The following is a 21,387-nucleotide window of genomic DNA, read 5'->3' on the forward strand; positions in this document are numbered from 1 at the left end:
GGCCGATCAGCGATCAGGTACTGTGCTTGCGTGTACGCCCCATGCCGAGCATGGCCAGGCCTGCGGCAAGTACCAGCAGCGCCCAGGTGGACAGCGACGGAACCGCAGTGGGCACGGGGACCGCGCGAATCGTGATCTCGTGGCTCAGCTTGCTGTCAACGCCCGAAGCGCTGACGGCAGACGATCCCACATCCGTTGGCTTGCCCTCGACCACACAGGTGACCACAGCTCCTTCTGGGATGGCGGAGGGCGATGTCCAGCTGGTGGCAGCCGGGGCAGCGGGCGTGACGATGGTGCAAGCGCCAAGCCCTTGGGTGATGCCGGCAGGCAGGCCGGAGACGGCGCAGCTTGCGTCCGTCTGGTCTGCACTGCCCCGGTTACTGCAGCGGTAGCTGCCTTGGTAGGGCGTGCCGACCGTTCCCTTCGATGGCAATCCGCTCAGATCGATCACAACATCCGCAGCGCCCACCACGGTGATGTCCCGGGTCGCCGTGTTGTTGCGCAAGTCGCGGTCTCCCGTCGTGCCGGTGCTGCCCGTCGTTGTCGTCGTCTTCTTCACATTGGCGGGTGTGCCGGCCACCTCACAAGTGACGACCGCGCCTTGCGCGATGGGGTTTCCTGCAGTCCAGGCCGTGCTGTCGGGGCTTACGGTGCAAGCCTGGATGCTGAGCCCTTCTGGCAGCGGGCCGGTGGTGCAAGCCGTCGCAGACAATGCATCGGCATCGCCCAGGTTGCTGCAGCGCAATTGCCCTTGGTAAGGCACGCTCACCGTCGCGGTGGCCGGCAGTCCGGACAGGTCGATGGCCATATCGGGCGCCGTCACCGTCATCGTGACCACAGCCGTTGCGGACTTGGTCTGGTTGGGTGCAGGCAAGCAAACGTCGTAGCTAAAGGTATCGACGCCCACGAAGCCAATGGCAGGCGTGTAGATAAACTTCCCAGGATTTGCCGGATCAGCCGCAATCGTTCCGCCGTTGGCCGACGTGGTCTGTGCGGTGACCGAGCTGCCCTCCGGCACATGGGGATCGTTGTCCGTCAGATCCAATGAGGCCGAAGGCGTGTTGATCCGCGTAGTACCCGTATCGTTGGCCGTAGCTGGCGGATCCTCAAAAGTATTGGTGATCTTGGTGGGCACCCAGGTTTGGGGCAGTTCCGTTTCTGCAGGCAGTCCTGGCAGCTTTTCTTCGCGCACTGCGATGTTGTCCAGCTCAAAGCCGGCGCCCCAGAAGCGTATCTTCTTGATGGTGGTGGAGCCGAAAGCGGTAGTGTCCTTGAGCACATAGTTCAGATACACATAGGGCTCAGCGTTGTTCCCCTCAATAAAGGGATTGCCGTTGTACTGCGCTCGGCTGTAGCTGATGTTCTGGTCCAAGGCCTTCATCGTGAGATTGGAGGGCGAGTTCAAAAACGCCATCAGATCGTCGGTGGTCATCGCCGTCAGCACGTTGTCGTTCTCATCGAGCAACTCCACGTTGTTGCCGTTGGAGCCTGCGGACCACCAGAAGCCGACATAGCGCGCAGGGTTGGTCAAGGTCACCGTGACGCCAACCGGTGTGCCGCTTGTCCCTGCATTGAGAAAGTTGGAACCACCACTGCCCATTACCGTGTCGGTGCCTGCGCCGCCATACACATTGGCAGCGGCCACATTGGTATTGCCTCCAACGCCCACCTCGTACGTTCCGATGGCCCAGTTGCCGGACGTTTTAGTGCCCAGGGTCTCGCCGTTGAATGTTTCGATGGTGTACGACTGCTTGTAAGCGTCGGACCAAGGCAGAGCGCCTTCGGGCACCGCTGCATTGAGATCCGCATTGCGGACGGGTTCAGAGATATAAAGCGTCAGCTCACTGGCCTGGGCATTCCAGGCGCTCATTCCAGCCAGGCAGGCAAGGGTCAAAGCCGCAGAAGTTTTTGTCATAGACCTTGTGAATAATGTAGAAAACAAAATCTTCGGTATGAATCGTCTTTGTCTTTTTTCGGGACGAGTCATTTCCCTCGCACATCAGAAGGCGAGTCGCGGTGGTTCGGGCTTTAGATCCGTGGATACGCCCCGCTGGCAGGGAGCAGGGGGCGGTTGAGGAGATCCATGGCCTGGGGTGGGCTTGCCGTCAGCGGGCGATGCTGTGGAGCGCGAGGGAGATTCGAAGCGATGGATTGTAGAACAAAAATAACATTTACTGACAAAGTTTACAATTTAGCGGGGTGGTGTAGATCGTGCTGCCCAGCGGTCATCTATCTGCCTTGCGCCAAGGCAGCGCAGGGGGGCAGACGCCGCCCACCGCAGGCCCCTTCAACGCCGCGCCGATGCCTGGGGATTGCCATGCATCCACACCACAAAGGCCTCCAAGCGTGCATTGAACCCTGCCGCCGATGCGCTGGGCACTTGGCACAGGTTTTTTGGCCTGCTGCACAAAGAAATCGGCTCGGCCGGCCATGTCTGGAAAGCGCTCCGAGGTATACCGCGCATAGTCATCCAGCGACCGGTGCCAGTACCCGCCTGGACTGCCCAAAGCCAGGGGGCAGTCCCTAGATAGGCTGATTTCGGCTACCTGGCCAAGGGCAGTCCAAGCAAAAGGCCCATGCAGGCCATGAAGCAGTGGCATCAAACGCATCCTGAACGGCTCAATAAGCGGCCCTATGCACGTCCGAGGTGCGCCAGCTAGCCCGGATAGGTGGGCCGATGGCTTTGCATTCCCAAGGCTGGCGAATGGCAAAAAGGCGCGCGTTTCAACCATCCGTGCACCGGCAAGAGAACAAAAATCGTCACCGCTTGATACGCATATCAGGCTAACAAGGGCTGAGGTTCTATCTATGGCCTAAGCGTGCTAACAGGGACGTTGCAAACTCAGCTAACTGTAGCCAGATGGCAGTTATGTTTTGAGAGTATCTATCGCGATTTTTGGGTAGTTCGCGGTGTTAGTAAATGCTGGGATCAGTAAACCTTCATTTCTAAAAGCGCTCTTAATGTTTGCCAGATGTAGCTGAAATTGCGCGTATATGCCCACTGCGACTAAGTATGCATCAGGGCAATGAGAATTTGTGCAACAGCATCAATTTATCTCAGAATTCGTTTGAGTCGATCACCTGATTAAGTATTTATAAATCCATATTGAAAATTCAATGTCAGTATCTAAGTTTTTAATCGACTAATGCTCATAGTCAATAATTATTGAGTGTTTGACGTTGATTGAAAATAGGTTTAAATTTTTGATCAGAGGGTCGATAAAAAACCATGAAAAGTTCTCGCCAGAATGTACATCAAAAAACCCATTGGGCTTGGAGCGCCACCGCTCGCAGCCGTTGGGCACATGAGCAAAGGAGGTGGTATGCCATGCTTAAAGTTGCTGCGGATAGATGAAAGAGAAATCTGATGGCTGGAAAATCAGATCGCCATTGCCTGTTTGCATTGATGGTGGCATACGCGCACTGCGGCTTTTCTCAAGAAATCATGCTGGATTTTTTCCAGGAACCCAGGTCTGTATCCCAGCCGTGATTATTTTGATAAGAACGTCAGTGGAAATATTGATCCACTTAATGGATTCCTGTTACGCCAATACGGGACCTTCATCTTGCCAGAAAAGATGGCTTGATCTTGAGAGACGATCTTCTGGCTGCAGGTGCATGTGTCGGTAGGTCATCTGTGCAAATGACCTGCGGCAAAGCACCTGGGGTGCAAATCACCTGAGGCTCAGGTGTTGCACTTCAAATTTGAGGTAGCCAAGGATAAATGCCCATGAATTCATATAATTACTTCATTTAAAAGTGCCATCTTCAATCAAGAAATTTTCTTTGCGCTATAGCGGGTGTACAGACTGCGCTAAATGGGCTTCGTATTATTTTCTGAAAAACATGAGAGGATTGTATGATAAGAAATCACATTAAATTTATTATTTCACCTCTTTTGATTTTGGCTGGTTGCATTTGTAATCATTCCGCTTTGGCAGCTCCAGGCGTGCCAGCTGATCCGTTGGTGGTATGGAGTGAGGATTTTCAAAATTTACCAACCCCGACGCTAACGTCGGATGTCACTGATTTGCTTGGCTATACAGGCTTGAATCCTGCCAACCAGGCTTACACGGCAGACCCGCCTTGGACCAGTCCATCGAAAATGTGCAATGGAATTTTGGCTGCATACCATCAAAATCCTAACTCAACAGTAGGAATAGCTGCCTGTGCAGGTCACAAAGGCAGTTGGAACTTCTCCCAGCAGCTGAGTCAAGCGCTAGGGATTTTGAGAGGCCAAGACATAAATACAACTTCGCGCAACAATTATGCAGTGACTGCATTTACGACTGGGGATCCCGGTCCTGACTTGATAATTCTCAGAACAGAAGGTAATATCCCCTTGGTTGCGAGCAAACGATTCCTATTGACTTCAATAGATACGGCTGCACTTAACTGTCAATCAGGGCGTCCATTATTGCGCTTTTCATTTGTTGATCAGGATGGTGTAGAGGAAAATATTTCACCTGATGCTGTGGATGTCTGCGCTAATGGTTCCAGAGTGCCAGTGAGCGCACTAGGAGGTAATGTTGCTGGTACTGCAGTTGCAGGAACTATGAATTCTCCCGCAGCATTTAAATTTTCCGGAAGATCAGTTGGGTGTATAATCCGGAATGCGCAGGGATCTGGAAATGGCAATGATTTCGCATTCGATAATCCAAAAATTTTGGATGCCACTCCTCAACTTGACAAGGCATTTGATCCGCCATCGGTAGCGATGGGTAATTCCACCAACATAGTCTTCACGATCACGAATACCAGTGATCTGCTGGCAAAGGAAGCTTGGAGTTTTACGGATGCACTCTCCCCAGGCCTCACGGTTTCAGGAGTTCCGACTACTAGCTGCCTCGCAGCTTCGACACATGTTTCAGCGCCAATAGGGGCTAATGTCATTTCTGTTACCAGCAGCTTGTCTAATGGGATGGCATCATGCACAATAACAGTGCCCGTGATGGCCTCTGCTGCTGGCATTTATCAGAATAACGAGAATAATATTAGCTTGCACGAATTTATTACCCCCCACTTCCAGATACATCGAATCATCTAGAAGTCACGCCCGCTGCCGACATGCAAGCAAGTTCTTCGCTGCCTGCGAATGTCACTGCTGGGCAGGCAGTTGCTGGCAGCATGACTTGCCTGAATGCAGGACCCAGTGCAGCAGACTCTGCAACATGTGGAATTTCTGGACTTCCAGCGGGTGCAACGACGAGCTGTACACCCGCCGTCCCCACTGCGACGCCACTCACTGCATCCAGCGCGATCTCTTGCGACGTTGGCTTTGTGGCTCCTGCCACGGGCTCCATTACAGCAACGATCACGGCGGGCAGCGCAACTGCAGATCCACTTCCTGCCAACAATGCAGTCTCCTATAACGCAGTGATCACGCCCACTGCCGATATGCAAGCAAGTTCTTCGCTGCCTGCTAATGTCACTGCTGGGCAGGCAGTTGCTGGCAGCATGACTTGCCTGAATGCAGGACCCAGTGCAGCAGACTCTGCAACATGTGGAATTTCTGGACTTCCAGCAGGTGCAACGACGAGCTGTACACCCGCCGTCCCCACTGCGACGCCACTCACTGCATCCAGCGCAATCTCTTGCGACGTTAGCTTTGTGGCTCCTGCTATGGGCTCCATTACAGCAACGATCACTGCAGGGAGTGCAACTGCAGATCCGGAATCGGCAAATAATGCCATTCCCTATGAGGCTTCAATTAACACACAGCCGATGATAAAACGCGTGCCTGCATTGAATCATTGGATGATTGCTACACTTTCGCTCATCCTTGGGGTAACTATTTTGTTTGGATTCAGGAAAAAATGAAATGTTGAATACCAAGTCGAAGCATATTGTTGCGCTTGGGAAACTCTGAAAATTTCCAACCGGCAACGGGGCTGGCACATGGCCATGCACAAAGGCCTGCGCAAGCAGCTCGCTGTAGGCACTCCGCTGAGACTGTTGAAAGAGAAATACGAGCAAACCAAAGCCAGCATGCGTGCCAAAGTGGGGTACCCGTTTCGGGTGATTAAGCAGCAGTTTGGAGTCAACAAGCTGCGCTACCCGGGCATTGCCAAGACACGACAACAAGCTGCAGACAATGTTGGCGCTGGTCAATCTGTGGTTGGTTTGCAGGAGTTTGAAGGGGGGGCAGGCATGGGTGCGCCTGCAGGTGCACCATACTGGCCAAAAGCCGTCAATGCGGCTTGAAATCTGGCGGCTAAGCTGCGTAATGGCAGGCAAATCGGCATCGAGCTGACAGGCCGATCTGAATGCCGTGGTGTTGCAGACCTTCCCCAGCGATGGATCTGCTGACCCCATGGCTTGTCAGCAGCACCATGTCAGCATGATTTCAGTTACCGCGTATCAGCTCGCCAACTCGGCGCTCCACTGGGCGAGCTGGCGCGCGGTAATGCCAACGCCGCCGCAGAGGATGACCACGACGGACTGGGCTTGCTGCAGCAGCGGCGACGCGCTGTGCAGCGCCGCCACCGATGCGCCGCAGGCGGGCTCCACCAGCATGCGATGTTCCAGCAGCAGCTCTTCGCAGGCGGCCACCGCGGCGGCATCGGGTACCACCACGCTCTCGATGCGGTGCTCCCGGGTCAGCGCCCATGCGCGGTCGCAGACCTGGCGTGCGCCCAGCGATGTGGCAATCGAGGTGATGCCGGGCAGCAAGGTGGGCGCGCCGGCTTGCATTGCCCGGGCCAACGAATCGGCGCCTGCGGTCTCGGCGGCAAGGACCGGCACGGCCCCCCAGCCATTGCGCTGCAGACCTTCGACCACACCGCATAGCAGGCCACCGCCCCCCACCGAGCAAACCACCAGATCGGGCCGCTCGCCTTGCCGCGCCAGCTCATCGATCATCGTGGCGTGACCGGTCCAGAGCAAGGAGTCATCAAAGGGGTGCAAAAAGGCATCGCTGGCCGTCATCAGCTGCTGGGCATGGGCATGGGCCTCCATCCACGATGCGCCGTGCACGATCACCTCAGCCCCTTCGGAGCGGATCAGGTCCTGGGCGCGCTGCGATGTGGTCGCCGGCACCACCACCGTCACCGGCATCTGCAGCATGCGGCCGGCATAGGCCACCGCATAGCCGGCATTGCCGCCCGACGAGGAGATAAAGCGCTTGGCGCCGCGCGAACGGTAGACCTCGCAGGCGTGGCCGATGCCACGCGTCTTAAACGAGCCGCTGGGCTGCAAGGTCTCCAGCTTCAGGCGCACGCTCTTGCCGGTGCGCAGCGACAGCGCGCGCGATGCGATGGTCGGGGTTTCGATATGGATGGCCATGGTGGATGTCCTTGCGTTCTGAATAGTGCCTGGGCGCTGCGTGCCGATGGGGCGGCCGAGCCGGTGCAATTGCCTCAGCCACCTTAGCCGCCTCATCGCATAGCGCGGGCGCGGCCAAGTAGTCGGTAATGGAGATGCCAGTGGCGCGGAATTGGGCGGGCAACAAGGCCGCAACCGCACAGCCAGCGCCGGCAGCAGGCCCACAGTGTAGGCGGCAAATCAGCGCATGGTGGCCAAGCGCTCGATGGTGGGCGACAAGGGCATGGTGCGGCGCAGTGCTCAGAAAAACAGCGGGCTGCGGGTGAGGGGAGGGCGATCTCTTGCGCCCCAGGTTGCCGTTAGCGCCTGGCCGCTGCCGCACACCACGTGCCCCGCCAAAGCAAACGCCACCCGAAGGTGGCGTGTGGCTTGTGGGGAGGCGGGCGATCAGCTGATCAGGCCGTTCTTCAATGCATAGTAGGTCAGGTCGCTGTTGGAGCTCAAGGTCATCTTCTCCATCAAGCGGGTGCGGTAGGTGCTCACCGTCTTGACGCTCAGCGACAGCTGCTCGGCCACATTGCTGGCGGTTTCGCCCTGGGCGAGTTTGAGGAACACCTGGAACTCGCGCTCGGACAGGTGCTCGTGCGGCGGGGCATCGTCCTTGCGGCCCAGCTGCTGGGCCAGCAGGTTGGCGACCATAGGAGTCAGGTAGCGCTTGCCCAGCGAGATGGTGCGAATCGCTTCCACAATCTCGCTCGGGTCGCATTCCTTGTTCAGGTAGCCGTTCACCCCTTGGCGGATCAGGTTGATCGCATAGTGCTCGGCCGGGTAGCCGCTCAGGATCAGGATGCCCATATCGGGCTCCTTGGCGCGCAGCATGGTCAGCGCATCGATACCGCTTTGGCCGGGCATCGACAGGTCCATCACCAGCACGTCAATCGATTCATTGCGCACCAGGTCAATGGCTTCGCGGCCATTGGAGGCTTCTCCCACGACGCGGATATCTACAAAATCCGCGAGAAATTGCTTCAGGCCGGAGCGAACGATGGCGTGGTCATCGACAAGTCCTACGTTGATCATTGGTCTTCCTTGGTAGCGGCAGTGCAGCTCTGGCTGACTGGCTCGCGGTCTTTTTTGAAACTGCACAACCGGATCGGATAACCACAGGTCACGGCACAAGCGGCCATGATTATCAAAATCATGCAGACCATAAATATATTATTCGCTGCGATAATATCCAGAGCCGTATTGCTAAATTATAAATTTGATACTTGGTATTGACCTGCCTCAATGGTCGGTTTAATACCTTTTTCAACAGCCTCAATGGCTAGAGCCTTAGTTTAACCATGGTTTGCAAATGCCTTGTGGGTGCGCGCAAACGGACACTGTCAGTGTAGGACTACAAAACGCTGAAACCGATTTTTTGACCTCGCCATCTAGCATGGGAATTTCCCCCGCTGGCACCATGTGGTATATTCCATCGGCATAAAAAGAAAATGTCCTACAAGGATAAATTCCTTGGTGCAAATCTCAGGTTGCAATAGTTTTATTGCAATAATCTTTTATTATTGGATTTGCAATGAAAATAGTCTATATAGAAGACAATGCAGAGCTGCGCGAGACCATCGGCTGCCTCATGGAAGGGCCGGGCCGCAGCATCACCTGCTGCGCCAATGCCGAAGATGCGCTGCAGCTCGATGCCCAGGCGCCGTTTGACCTGGTGGTGACCGATGTCAGCCTGCCGGGGCAATCGGGCACCGACCTGGCCCAGGCGCTGCTCAAGCAAGCGCCGCTGCGCTGGATTGTGCTGTGCACCGGCTACGACCTGGGCCACTACCCGGCGCAGTGGGGCCCCAATGTGCGCACCTTGCTCAAGCCTTTTGAGATTGAAGAGCTCGAAAACCTGCTCGGCCAGATCGAGGCACAGCGCGCCAGCGCCACGCTGCAATAAGCACTTCAGCACCCCCAGTGCCCTCGTGCGCTGATGCAAAAAAGGACGGCTTTGCCGTCCTTTTGCTTATGGGCTGGCGCAGCCGCCGGCCAGTCCGATCCATAAAAACTATAGCGCGCAGCAGCGCAGCGCTGGGGTGGATGAGCCGGTCAGTAAACCTTGAACAGGTCCTTACAGCACCGCCTGCCGGCCCTGCGCCAGCGGCTGGCGCGGCAGCCGGATCTCAAAGCGGGTCTGGCCCTCGGCCGATTGCACCTGAATGGACCCACCATGCGCCTGGGCAATCTGCTGGGCAATATAGAGCCCCAGGCCCAGGCCCTCGCTTTGACCCGGCTGGCGCTCGCCGCCCCGAAAGGGCTTGAACAGATCGGGCAGCAAGGCCGGCGGAATGGTCCCGGCGTTCTCGATGGCCAGCAGCACCTCGGCCGGCTGGCTGCCATCCAGCGTCACGCGGATCGGCGCATCGGCCGCGCCGTGCTTGACGGCATTGCCCAGGATATTGCTCACCACCTGGGCCAGGCGCTCGCTGTCCCAGCGGCCCTGGGTGTCACCCTGGGCCTGGTAGTGCAGCACGCGCTCGGCGCTGCACTGGCGGGCGTCTTCCACCGCCGCTGCGCACAGGGGGGCCAGGTCCATGTCAGCCAGGCTCAGGCGCAGGCCGCCGGCCTGGCGGATGCGGGTCACATCGAGCAAATCGTCCACCATGCGGGCCATGCGCTGGCTGTTGCCCAGCAGGCGCTCGGCCAGCTCTTCGTTCTTGCTCGCATCGGTCTGGCGCTTGAGCAAGCTGGCGCTCATTTTGATGGTCTGCAAGGGGTTGCGCAGGTCGTGGCTGAGCACGGCCATGAACATCTCGTTGACGCGCAGCGCCTCGGTGCGCTCTTGCAATTGCTGGGCCAGCTCCTGCTTGCGGCGGTGCAGCTCAAAAAAGATGTTCACCTTGGCTGTGAGCATGTCCGGGTCGATGGGCTTGTACAGAAAATCCACCGCGCCGCTCTCATAGCCCTGGAACTGCCAGTTCTGCTCATGTGTGCCCGCAGTCATGAAGATCAGCGGAATATGGCGCGTGCGCTCACTGCCCCGGATCAGCGCGGCCAGGTCAAAGCCGTTCATCTCCGGCATCTGCACATCCAAGAGGGCCAGCGCCACATCGTTGTGCTGCAGCAGCAGCTCCAGCGCCTCGCGCGCCGAGTGGGCTTTGAGAAACTGCACACCCTCGCGCTGGAGCAGCGCTTCCAGGGCGACCAGGTTCTGCGGAATGTCATCAACAATCAGGCATTTGATGCCGTCTATGGTCTTCATGGCGCTACAAGTCAAAAGCTAGGACCCATGGCATGCGGCGGCACGCCATCTGCGGGGCGGGTATGGTCAAACTAATCAATGCTGGGTTTTTTCTGGTATATCTTTTCCACCACCGCCACATCTTCAAATGCGGGCGCCTGGTTCGAAAATCGCAGCGATTCTTTCATGCCCAAACCCAAAAAACCGCGATGGCATAATGACTGCCGGAAAAGATCCAGCGCGCGGTTTTGCAAGTTGGCATCAAAATAAATCAGCACATTCCGGCACGATATCAAATGCATCTCGGCAAATACGCTGTCGGTCGCCAGGCTGTGGTCGGCAAATACCACGTTCTTGCGCAGCTCCTTGTCCAGCACAATATGGCCGTAATGGGCGGTGTAGTAATCGGCCAGCGAGCGTTTGCCGCCCGCTTTCAAATAATTCGCGGAGAACGACTCGGCCCGCTCAATGCCAAAAATGCCTTGTTCGGCCACGCGCAGCGCCTGCGAGTTGATATCGGTGGCATAGATCAGGCTGCGCTCCAGCAGGCCTTCTTCCTGCAGCAGGATAGCCAGCGAGTAGACCTCTTCGCCCGTGCTGCAGCCGGCCACCCAGATCTTGAGCGAGGGGTAGGTGCGCAAGAGCGGCACCACCTCGCGGCGCAACGCCGCAAAATACCCCGGGTCGCGGAACATGTCGCTGACCTGTACCGTCAGGTAGCCCAACAGCGCGGTAAATGCCGAGGGGTCGTGCATGATCCTGTCCTGCAGTTGCGACAGGGTTTTGCAGCCAAAGGAGGCAAGCGCCGCCTCCAGCCCGCGCTTGATCGATCCCTGCGCGTAACCGCGAAAATCATAGTGGTAACGGTAATAAATACCGTCGAGCAGCAGGCGCTGCTCAATCTCGGCAATCTCGGCCTTTTTGCGTAACGGCATGGGGCTTTATTTGGGCATCCAGACGCGCACCAGGGACAGCAGTTTCTCCACGTCCAGTGGTTTGGCGATGTAATCGTTGGCACCGGCGGCCAGGCATTTTTCCTGGTCGTCCTTCATGGCCTTGGCGGTCAGCGCAATGATGGGCAGGCGCTTCAAATGCGCGCGGCTGCGAATCTCGCGCATGGCGGTGTAGCCATCCATCTCGGGCATCATGATGTCCATCAGGACCAGGTCCACGCTGCTGTCTTCGCGGTCCAGTGCCTCGAGCGCTTCGCGGCCATTGCGGGCAATGTCCACCGCAATGCCGGTGGGCTCCAGAATGCTGGTCAGCGCAAACACATTGCGCACATCGTCCTCCACCACCAGCACCTTGCGCCCTTCCAGCGCGGCCTCGCGGCTGCGGGCCTGGGCCAGCATCTGCTGGTGCTCGGGCGACAGGCGCGACTCCACCTGGTGCAGGAACAAGGTCACCTCATCGAGCAGGCGCTCGGGCGAGCGCGCATCCTTGATGATGATCGAGTGCGAGAAGCGCCGCAGCTGCAACTCTTCATCGCGCGACAGTGCCCGGCCGGTGTAGACAATCACCGGCGGGAAGGACACGCCGTCTTGCTCGGACATGCGCTCGAGCAGCGCAAAGCCGCTCATGTCCGGCAGGTTCAGGTCCATGATCATGCAGTCATAGGTGCCCTGGGCCAGGTACTCCAGCGCCTGGGTGGCGGTGCCGGCACACACCACATCGACCTCGCTGTTGCCCAGCAGGCTGTGCACGCTGTCGCGCTGGCGCTCGTCGTCTTCGACTAGCAGCACGCGGTGGATGTTCTGGGTGAACTTGGCCTCCAGCCGCTTCAAGGCCTGGGCCAACTCCTCGCGCTGCACCGGCTTCAAGGCGTAACCCAGTGCGCCGCGCACCAGCGCTTCTTGCGAGTAATCGGCCACCGAGACGATGTGCACCGGAATATGGCGCGTGCTCGGGTTGCGCTTGAGCTGGTCCAGCACGCCCAGGCCCGAGAAGTCGGGCAGGTTGATGTCCAGCACAATCGCATTGGGCAAAAACTGCAGCGCGGCCGACAGGCCATCGGCCGCATTGCGCGCCACCTGGCAGCTAAAGCCCATCTCGCGCGCCAGCTCTTGCAGGATGTCGGCAAAACGCGGGTCATCCTCCACCACCAGCAGATGGCGGCCCTGGATGATGGTGGGCAGCGCCAGATCGGTAGCCGATGCTGAGGCAGCGGTAGCAGCGGTAGCAGCGGTAGCAGCGGTAGCAGCGGTAGCAGCGGTGGCCAAGGCGGTGGCATCGGCCAGCGTGGTTGCGGTGGCCGCACCAGCCGTGGCAACGGCGGTATTCGACTGCATCGGCGCCATGGCCCGGGGCGCAGCGGCCGTCGCAATCGTCTTGGTGGGCGCGCTCAGCGGCGCGGGCTGCGCCGGGCGCAGCGCGTCAGCCGCCTTGGGCGCCACCGGCACTTCGGCGGCCGGGGCAGCCGCTGCCACCAGCGGCATATGAAAGCTGAACACGCTGCCTTGGCCCGGCGTGCTTTGCACGGTCACCTGGCCGCCCAGCAGCTGCGCCAGATCCCGCGCAATCGACAGGCCCAGGCCCGTGCCGCCGTACTTGCGGTGGGTGCTGCCATCGGCCTGCTGGAAAGCCTCAAAAATCAGCTGCTGCTGGTGCTCGGGGATGCCGATGCCCGTGTCCTGCACCGCAAAGCTCAAGGTGCCTGGCTGGCTTTGCGACAGCTGCAGGCTCACGCTGCCCCGGTCGGTGAACTTGATCGCGTTGGACAGCAGGTTTTTCAGAATCTGGCCCAGGCGCAGGCTGTCGGTCTGCGCATAGGTGGGCACACCCGGGGCAATATGGCAGCTCAGCGCCAGGCCCTTTTGCTGGGCCAGCGGGCGCAGCGGCTCGATGAGCGACTGCATCGCAGTGCCAAGGTTCACCGGCTCGAGCACCACATTAGCCTGGCCGGCTTCAATCTTGGCCAGGTCCAGAATGTCGTTGATCAGCGCCAGCAAATCATTGCCGGCCGCATAAATGGTCTGCGCGTACTTGACCTGCTCGCCCGTCAGGTTGCCCTGCTTGTTGTCGCCCAGCAGCTTGGCCAGGATCAGGGTCGAGTTCAGCGGCGTGCGCAGCTCATGGCTCATATTGGCCAGGAACTCGCTCTTGTACTGGCTGGCCACTTCCAGCTCGCGCGCCTTGTCGGTCAGCGCATCCTTGGCGCGCAGCAGCTGCTCGCGCTGGTGCTCCAACTTCTGCGTCTGCTCTTCCAGGTAGACATTGGTCTGCTCCAGCTCCTGCTGCTGCTGCTCCATCTGCGCTTGCGAGCGCTGCAGCGCCTGGCTTTGCCGCTCCAGCTCTTCGTTGCTGGCGCGCATCTCCTCTTGCTGCACCAGCAGTTCTTCGGCCTGCTGGCGGGTCTCTTCCAGCAGCTTCTCCAGGCGCGAGCGGTCCAGCGCCGAGCGCACCGCCACGGCCAGCACGGGCGACGCGCCTGCGAGCAAGTCCAGCTCGGCCGGCAGCACCGGGCGGGCAAAGCCCAGCTCGATCAGCGCATGCACCTGGCCGTTTTCTACGGCGGGGGCCAGCACCAGCTCCAGCGGCTGCGACTGGCCCAGGCTCGAAGTGATCTTCAGGTGGCTCTGGTCCAGGCCGCCCACCTTCAGCAGCTTGCCGCTGCGCAGCACCTGGCCGGCCAGGCCTTCGCCGGCCAGCAGGTGGGCCTGCAGTGCATCTGGGGGCAGCGCGTAGCCGCCAAACAGCTGGTAGCGGTCGTCCATGCCATGGCGGGCGTAGCCGGCACCCACGCGGGCGCCCAGGTAGCTGGCCAAAAACTCCAGCGCGCGTGCGCCCACTTCTTCCAGCCGGTGGTCGCCCTGCAGGCTTTGGTTCAGGCCTGCCAGGCCATCGGCCACCCAGGCCTGGCGCGCCTTGGCGCGGAACTCGCGCATCGACAGCGCGGCCGACAGAAGCACCAGCACCAGCATCACCACCGAGCCGCCCCAGGTGACATAGGTCGAGGTGATGGCGGCCTGTTCCCAGGCGCGGCGGCGCAGATCGAGCTCGGCGTTTTGCAGCAGGTACAGGCTGTTGACCTCGTTGTTGAGGCTGTCCATCACCAGCTTGCCCTTGTCGGTGCGCACCAGTGCCATCGCCTCATCGCCCCGGCCCGCTTGTTTCAGGTTAATCGTCGCTTCGAGCTCGCCGAGCTTCTGGTGGGCCAGCGCATCAATCGCCTGCACCCGTTCCTGGCGCAGCGGCGCGCTGTTGTTGCTGGCCGCCAGGCCCTTGAGCTGCGCCTCCAGCGCATCTTGCGCGCGCTGGTAGGGCTGCAGGTAGGCCGGGTCGCCCGTCAGCAAAAAGCCGCGCTGCCCGGTCTCTGCATCCTTGAGCGAAGCCGAGAATTCATTGAGCTGGCGCATGGCCGCCGTCATGCGGTCGATGCTTGTCACCGCGCGGGCGCGCACATCGGCCGAGTAGACATTGACAATGGCGATGACCAGCGCAGCAATGGCGGCGGCGGCAAACCCCATCAGCATGGGCAGCGGCAAAGGGAACAGGCTGCGCGGCTGCGAAGAAGGAGATTGGGGCATGGAGGTGGCGGAGGTGAGGGCGGCTACAGGCACAAAAAGCAACGGCAAATTGTACTTGTACCTTTGTTAACAAATCTGTAGGCATGCTCCTACGGGGCGGCCTGATTGGCTGTGGGAAGCCAGAGCCATTTTCGTCCACCCTCGGCGGCATCGCGCAAACCCTGAGGCTCCCAGGTGTTACCGGTCGTTTGCGCAGCACTGCGCGCAAAAAAAGGGCCCGCACAAGGCGGGCCCAAGGGTCGTCTTCCTGAGAAGCGCTTTTCCTCCCTCCAGAGGAGTGCTGATCATAAATTAAAAGTATTAAAAAACGGGTTCGATAGCTAGGTATTATGTAAGTTTTTTGTAAGTCTTGCCCGGGCGCGCTGGGCGGGCTGCTTCGTACGGGCTCGCACCAGCCGTGGCGGCATTGCCTTGCCTCCATGTTTTTCGATCTGCCCCACCTGGCAACAAAAAGGCCAGCAGCCACCCTGTGGGGTTGGCTGCCGGCCTGTGGAGCGATTGACTGCGGGCCGCAGCCCGGGATGCCAGGAGGCATACAGAAGGTGCCCCTGGGGTGGGCCACGCTCAGCGGCGGTGATCCCGAGGGTTGCGCACCGTGGGCTGTGGCCTGCAGCGCGGGCCTTGCAGCGCCATCAGCCTAGCCAAGCTTGCATGCCTCTATATAGAGCGCCGCCTAACGCTCCACCCATAGCCATTGCGCCCAGGCTGGCAGTTCGGGCATGCGCAGCGCCCCCTCGGGCCAGTCGCTGTCGTTGTCGCTGCCCATGTCGCGGTCCGTGCCTTGGTCGGCTATCGCTGTCACCGTCATACGCACCACCGGTGTCACCGTGCCGTCCTTGCTCCAGTGAGTGCCGCCATCGAGGGTTCGCAGATAGCCAGTGGCCGCGCCCGAGAAGCCGCCTGCAAAGCGATAGGCGTTGGCAGGGCCTCGGTTGTCATACAGCTCCAGTGGACAACCGTCCTTGCTGGCAAGCACCAACGCGTATTTTTTAAACGCCTGGAGTGTGGTGCGGGCGACGCTGCCCAGCTGCACCGCGGTGTAGGTGTTGAGGCGCCCATCGTTGGGCGTAAAGACGGCGACATCGATGGTCGTGCTCGCCAGCGCCCCACCCTGGGGCAGCTCGGTGCTGTCATCGAGCTGGTAGAGCCGCAATACCGCAGCAATGGTCTGTGTGCCCCAGGCCCAAGATGCTGCGCCTGGAGGGGGGCGTGCCGACATGCATCTTTTGAAGTCCGCCGTGGTGGTCACCACAGGTGACGATGCCGCCACCGCCACCGCTGATGGCCAGCGGTCACGCTCAGACCTGGGCCACCAGCTGTCCAAGGGGTTGGCGATCGCTTTGGGGTGCTGCATGCCCAGCGAAATCGCACTGATCTGTGTCGCCACAGTCCCCGTATGGAAGGCCGGGCCCATCCAGCGCAGGGTATCGACGGTATGGCCATGGTGGCGGCTGAGGGCCGTGCTGTCCACCACCACCACGGGCAGCGTCACATGCTGGGCGCTGGCAGGCGCCCCGCAGAATGCGGCGCCTAGCGCGCCAGCGGCAGCGCAACAGGTTCTGAGGTGTTTTTTCATGCTGTTTTTAGGTGGAACCCTGGCGCCTGCCAAGCCGATGGTCACAAGGCCATGCAGGCGGGTAGGCTGCGTAGGGCGTAGGGCGTAGGGCGTAGGGCGTAGGGCGTAGGGCGTAGGGCGTAGGGCGTAGGGCGTAGGGCGTAGGTCTGGCAATGGATATGGCGAGGGCAGCCTGTTTGGCACCGTCGTGCCGCATTCGCCTCGCCGGGCGGCGGCGCACCATGTGGCGCCTCATGCGCGGCGGCGGCATCTGTGCAGGGCTGGCAGGCTGCGGCCAGCTACTGCCCATCAGCCAGCACCAAGCCCTGCCTGGCTGACAGCGCCTGGCGCCATCTGCCGCTTGCTCAGTGGGCCTCGGCAAAAGCCGTGGGCCGCCTCCGCTTATGCGCACTGCGCGCCAGCAGGGCAGCGCCAACCGATGGGCGGGTGCGGCGTCAATATGGAAAGGGCTGCTTTGGGCCTGCGCCATGCCGGGCAGCCGGCCGCTAACGCGCAGAACGTGGAGGAGGGAGGCGTATATTGCTTTTTCATAGTAGTTATTAATTATATGGTTGAGAAAAGCTATTTTTAAAGCGAAGTAAATGGCTGAGCCAACGCAGCTCCAGCGCCCGCGCTCCCGCCCCCGTACACAACGGTTCGCTGCTGCCAGCGCCCGCTGTGTCCTGCGCCCTTTACAGTGTTTTGCGGCGGCGCAGGCCCACGGCCGCCATCAGCGCGGCCATTGCGCCCAGGCCCAGGGTGCCCAGCGTAGGCACTGGGGTGGGGGCGGGCCCGGCCACTTCCGCCGGGTGGTCCGACTGCAAAAACCAGTGCTTGCCCACCTGGGTCAGCGTGTAGCGCCATCCACCTGCCTCCATATAACCCGGTGCGGGCAGGCGGAATGTGCCGTTCGAGACCCCATCGACCTGCACCACCATGATCCCGTCACCGGTGGTGGCAGCCCCCGCGCCGCCCAGGTTGTTGATGTGCAAAATGCTGTCGCCGCTGGTATCGCCCCGCACCACCAGCTGCGCGCTAGGCGATGCATCAGCGCCCAAGGCCGTGTGTATCTCGATCACACCGCCATCGCCGCTGTAACCCGGCGTGACGGTCAGCACACTGCCGGTGCCACCGGCGGCCAGGGTGACCCGCCCGCTGTTGTCCAGGCTCTGCACCGTGGGGCTGTAGCTGCCGGTATCGAGCGTGGCGCCAGCGGCTACTACAAAGTCCGAGGCGGGGCTCAAGCTGTTGGCAGCGCCTGCGCGCAGCAGGCCCGCGTTGATACGGGTGCTGCCCTGGTAGCTATTGTTGCCCGTCAGCACCGTGGTGCCCAAGCCGTTGACCTGGACCTGGCCGCTGCCATATATATCCGGCCCGAGCTGGTACTGCCCAGAGCCATCGCTGTGGTCCAGGGTCAGCACGCTCGATGCCGCATTGCCCAGTACCAAGGTGTGTGCGCGCAATGCGCCCGGGCGGATGCTGCCTTCAACCGTCAGCTCTGCGCGGCCGGCCGCGCCCGGTGCGGGGGACGACAGCCACAGCGTATCGCGCACATCCACGGTGGCGCCTTCGCCGATGGTGAGCGCGGTGTCGGCCAGGCCGGCAAAGCTGCCAATCTCCAAATGGGTGCCCACCCGCCATTCGGAGCCCGCGCCGCGCAGCGACAGCGTGCCAAAGTACAAAAGGGCGCTGACCTCGCAGTCGAGCAAGCCGCCATCGCGGATCTGCACCGCCGACATGCCTTCTCCCGCGAAAAGGCATTCCTCCCCCCGCAGTGTGGAAGAGGCGCCCTCCACATCGATCAGCGCGCTGGAGCCCGCCAGTGCTGTTGATTCCAGGGCCTGGCGGCTTTGCACCGTGGCGCCATGGCGCACCTGCAGCGTGGCCGATCCGGCTTGGCCCAGCAGCAGGTCGCCCGCCACCGTCCAGGACGATTGCGCGCCCTCCACCCGCACCGTGCCTGCGCTGCCGGCCTGCGCGCTGACCATTCCGCTGTCAGACACCAGCTGGCCACCGGCGAGAATCGCCAGTGCGCTTGTGCCGCTGTGGCCCACTGTCACATCGCTAGCGTGGTGGCTGGCCCCCATATCGCCCAGGGGGCTTGCATCACCGCTGAAGTGGACACTCTGGGCCTGTGCTCCTGCTGGCAGCAGGCTGCCCAAGAGCGAGGCGCCCGCGAGCAGGGCGCTTAACAGCGGCGTGTGCAGGGCCGATGAGGTGTATTGCTTTTTGGTCATCATTTTCCATTAGTTTGGTTGTAAGAAGCTATCAACTAGCGGTGGCATGGAACAGGCGCGGGCGGGGCGGCTTACGCAGTGCGGGGGCACCCGTTCTGTGCGCTGCTGCCCTGCGCCGCAGGCAGGGCGCCATCAGCCTCTCATAATTGATAGTTTTACGCAATCAAGAAATGAAAAAGTGGTGATTGGAAATGGTGAAAGGACAGGGCAGAGGGCGCCAAGCATGCGGGTTGGCTGCGCCAAAGCGGTGCACATTGGTGGCGCTTTCAGCGACTGCGACCGTTGCCGATCGCGCTTGGGCGCGGCGCCTAGCCGGGGGCGCCTAGCCGGGGGCGCCTAGCCGGGGTCGCCTAGCCGGGGGCGCCTAGCTGGGGGCGCCTAGCCGGAGGCGCCTAGCCGGGCGCACCTCGCCGGCCGCCCAGCCAGGCCCCTAGCTGGCCCCCCGCCCGCCAACCTGCCCCCAGGCCAGCGCCCAAACAACACAGCCCCAGGTGGTGGCACCTGGGGCTGTTCTCTCAGCGCTAAGGCAGGCTTAGCGGATGCGTGCTTTTACACCGTCTTGCGGCTGCGGCGCAGGCCCACAGCACCCATCAGCGCCGCCAACGCGGCCAAGCCCAAGCTGCCCAGCGTAGGCACCTGCTTGAGGGTGGCAGGCGGCTGGGTGGTGGTGTCACCCGCGTCCTTGATCAGCACCTGCGCGGCAGGGCCGGCGGGCGTGTAGGCATCGGCAGTAGTGGGCGGCGCAATGGCCAGCTCCAGGCTCACATCGCCGTCACCCGCCGTGGTGTTGGGCGTGGCGGTAATCGTGCACGATGCCTGGGTGGCATTGGCGGCTACTACCAGCGGCGATGCGCAGGTGGTGGTGAAACGTGGGTTGGCCGCCGGCAGCACCAGGTTAATGGGCAGGTCGGCCGTGGGCGCTGCTGTCAGCGTGACGGTGCAGGTGGCGACCTGGTTGGCCGTATCGCTCAGCTCGGCAGGGGTGCAAACCACGCTGGCCTCGGGGCCGCTTGCTTCTACATGCGCGTCCGACTGCAGGTACCAGTGATTGCCGACCTTGGCCAGCGTGTAGCGGTACCCCCCAGCCTCCACATGGCCGGGCGCGGGCAGGCTGAAGGTACCGTTCGAGGCGCCATCGACCTGCACCACCATAATGCCGTTGCCGGTGGTGGCGGCTCCGGTTCCGCCCAGATTGCTGATATTCAACATAGTGTCACCGCTGGTGTCGCCTTGCACCACCAGCTTTTGGGTGGGCGAGCTGTCTGCGCCCAAGGCGGTGTTCATCGCTACCACACCGCCATTGCTGGTGTAGTTTTGGCTGACGGTCAGCACATTGCTGGTGCCGCCTGCTGCCATCGTTACCAGGTTGCTGTTGTTCAGGCTTTTGACCGTACCGCTAAAGGTATTGGTGTCCAGCGTGCCATCCGCGGCCACCGTAAAGTCAGAGGCGGGGCTCAGGCTATTGGCAGCGCCTGCGCGCAGTAGCCCTGCATTGATCACCGTTTCATTCTCGTAGCTGTTGTTGCCGCTCAAGGTCGTGGTGCCAAAGTTATTGACAAAGACCCTGCCATAACCCGTGATGTCGGAGGCAATACGGTAATTGCCCGAGGCATCGCTGTGGTTCAGCATAAGCGCAGCAGTGGTGGGTTCTTCAAAGCCGATGGTGGGCACAATGACTGCGCCCGGGGTGGTGGTGCCCTCAATAGTGAGCATGGTCGGGCCAGTTGGGTCTCCATCAAGGTAGGTCGACACGCGCAAGATTTTGCCCGTCTCGACGGTCGCGCCCTCACCAACGGTGAGTGAAGCATAGCCCGGTAGTGGGCGTTTCAAGTTGATTTCGTCACCCGCGAGCAATTTGGAGCCTGCGCCGCTCAGCGACAGTGCGCCGTTTCTGAATATTAGGCTACCCTCGCAGTGCATCAAAGCGCCATTGTTGATCTGCAGGGTTGAGACGTCAGAGCCATCGAAATCGCAGTTAGCTCCCCGCAAGCTGGAATTGGCGCCATCGACTTCCACGGTAAAGACGGTGGACTGGGTAGAACCCAGTGTCGCGTTGGTCAATACCGTGCCACCATTGCGCACCCGAAGACTGGCTGCTGCCCTATTGCCAATCACCAGGCCCGCACCGGTGGCCGAGGTCAGCAGCCATGAAGATCCCGTGTCCTCCACAACGACGGAGCCTCTTCCAGTGTTCTGCTCGCTGATGCTTCCGGTCTGGGACGTCAATTGCCCGCCATTTTGAATGCTGAGCGCGCCAGTAGCGCTGTCGCCGACGATTACCTGGGTGGCGGTATGGCTGGCGCCCAGGCTGCCGGTAGGGTTGGTGTCCCCCGTGAAGTCAATGCTCTGGGCCTGCGCAAAGCCGCTCAGCAGGCAGGCGGTCAGCAGCGCGTAGCGGGCGGGAGGGATGAATCGGTTTTTCATAGGAATTTTGAATTTATAGGTTGTATAAAGCTATTTAAATAGCCAGCGAAGAGGGGCGATAGCACGGAAACAGGCACTTGGTATTGGGGAGCTGGCGATGGAACTAGCCTGCAGCTGGTAAAACGTCTCCGGTTCAACGGGTGCGCTTTG

Annotated in this window: 13 protein-coding genes; 4 read left to right on the top strand and 9 right to left on the bottom strand. The window is 60.6% G+C overall.

The window, feature by feature from the left end; all coding sequences use genetic code 11:
• Nucleotides 1-13 precede the first annotated feature (13 nt).
• Nucleotides 14-1,870 carry an Ig-like domain-containing protein gene (locus WH303_RS14410; protein WP_339519313.1) on the bottom strand — a complete coding sequence of 619 codons (1,857 nt, stop codon included), beginning with the start codon at nt 1,868-1,870 and terminating at the stop codon, nt 14-16.
• 1,989 nt (nt 1,871-3,859) lie between these two features.
• On the opposite strand from WH303_RS14410, the gene WH303_RS14415 reads away from it, so the two are divergent.
• From WH303_RS14415 to WH303_RS14425, 3 genes are all read left to right on the top strand, one after another.
• Nucleotides 3,860-5,047: a DUF7933 domain-containing protein gene (locus tag WH303_RS14415; protein ID WP_339519314.1), complete on the top strand. Its 1,188-nt coding sequence runs from the start codon at nt 3,860-3,862 to the stop codon at nt 5,045-5,047.
• A gap of 350 nt (nt 5,048-5,397) precedes the next feature.
• Nucleotides 5,398-5,820, top strand: a complete 423-nt coding sequence (locus WH303_RS14420) for a hypothetical protein (RefSeq protein ID WP_339519315.1) — start codon at nt 5,398-5,400, stop codon at nt 5,818-5,820.
• Nucleotides 5,821-5,898: 78 nt separating this feature from the next.
• The gene (locus tag WH303_RS14425; protein ID WP_339519317.1) at nt 5,899-6,204 is read left to right on the top strand and encodes a hypothetical protein; all 306 of its coding nucleotides are present in this window, start codon (nt 5,899-5,901) and stop codon (nt 6,202-6,204) included.
• A gap of 156 nt (nt 6,205-6,360) precedes the next feature.
• On the opposite strand, the gene WH303_RS14430 is transcribed toward WH303_RS14425, so the two are convergent.
• Both WH303_RS14430 and WH303_RS14435 read right to left on the bottom strand, forming a co-directional pair.
• Nucleotides 6,361-7,284: a pyridoxal-phosphate dependent enzyme gene (locus tag WH303_RS14430; protein ID WP_339519318.1), complete on the bottom strand. Its 924-nt coding sequence runs from the start codon at nt 7,282-7,284 to the stop codon at nt 6,361-6,363.
• Nucleotides 7,285-7,710: 426 nt separating this feature from the next.
• A complete protein-coding gene (locus tag WH303_RS14435) occupies nt 7,711-8,343 on the bottom strand; it encodes a response regulator (protein ID WP_182323988.1) in 633 nt (210 codons plus the stop codon).
• Nucleotides 8,344-8,842: 499 nt separating this feature from the next.
• On the opposite strand from WH303_RS14435, the gene WH303_RS14440 reads away from it, so the two are divergent.
• Nucleotides 8,843-9,214 carry a response regulator gene (locus tag WH303_RS14440; RefSeq protein WP_021027374.1) on the top strand — a complete coding sequence of 124 codons (372 nt, stop codon included), beginning with the start codon at nt 8,843-8,845 and terminating at the stop codon, nt 9,212-9,214.
• Nucleotides 9,215-9,385: 171 nt separating this feature from the next.
• Here WH303_RS14440 and WH303_RS14445 read toward each other — a convergent pair whose 3' ends face one another.
• The 6 genes from WH303_RS14445 to WH303_RS14470 form a co-directional block, all read right to left on the bottom strand.
• On the bottom strand, nt 9,386-10,516 hold the full coding sequence (locus WH303_RS14445; RefSeq protein ID WP_339519322.1) for a hybrid sensor histidine kinase/response regulator: 1,131 nt from the start codon (nt 10,514-10,516) through the stop codon (nt 9,386-9,388).
• Between the two features lie 71 nt (nt 10,517-10,587).
• The gene (locus WH303_RS14450) at nt 10,588-11,430 is read right to left on the bottom strand and encodes a CheR family methyltransferase (RefSeq protein WP_339519323.1); all 843 of its coding nucleotides are present in this window, start codon (nt 11,428-11,430) and stop codon (nt 10,588-10,590) included.
• Between the two features lie 6 nt (nt 11,431-11,436).
• On the bottom strand, nt 11,437-15,021 hold the full coding sequence (locus tag WH303_RS14455; RefSeq protein WP_339519324.1) for a response regulator: 3,585 nt from the start codon (nt 15,019-15,021) through the stop codon (nt 11,437-11,439).
• A 673-nt stretch (nt 15,022-15,694) separates the two neighbouring features.
• Nucleotides 15,695-16,597, bottom strand: a complete 903-nt coding sequence (locus WH303_RS14460; RefSeq protein WP_339519326.1) for a hypothetical protein — start codon at nt 16,595-16,597, stop codon at nt 15,695-15,697.
• A 671-nt stretch (nt 16,598-17,268) separates the two neighbouring features.
• Entirely contained in the window at nt 17,269-18,813 is a 1,545-nt protein-coding gene (locus WH303_RS14465; protein WP_339519328.1) for an IPTL-CTERM sorting domain-containing protein, read from the bottom strand.
• Between the two features lie 549 nt (nt 18,814-19,362).
• A complete protein-coding gene (locus WH303_RS14470) occupies nt 19,363-21,237 on the bottom strand; it encodes an IPTL-CTERM sorting domain-containing protein (RefSeq protein WP_339519329.1) in 1,875 nt (624 codons plus the stop codon).
• Between the last annotated feature and the right edge of the window lie 150 nt (nt 21,238-21,387).

Source organism: Comamonas sp. MYb69 (assembly GCF_037479315.1).
In the GTDB taxonomy this organism is placed as follows: domain Bacteria; phylum Pseudomonadota; class Gammaproteobacteria; order Burkholderiales; family Burkholderiaceae_C; genus Comamonas.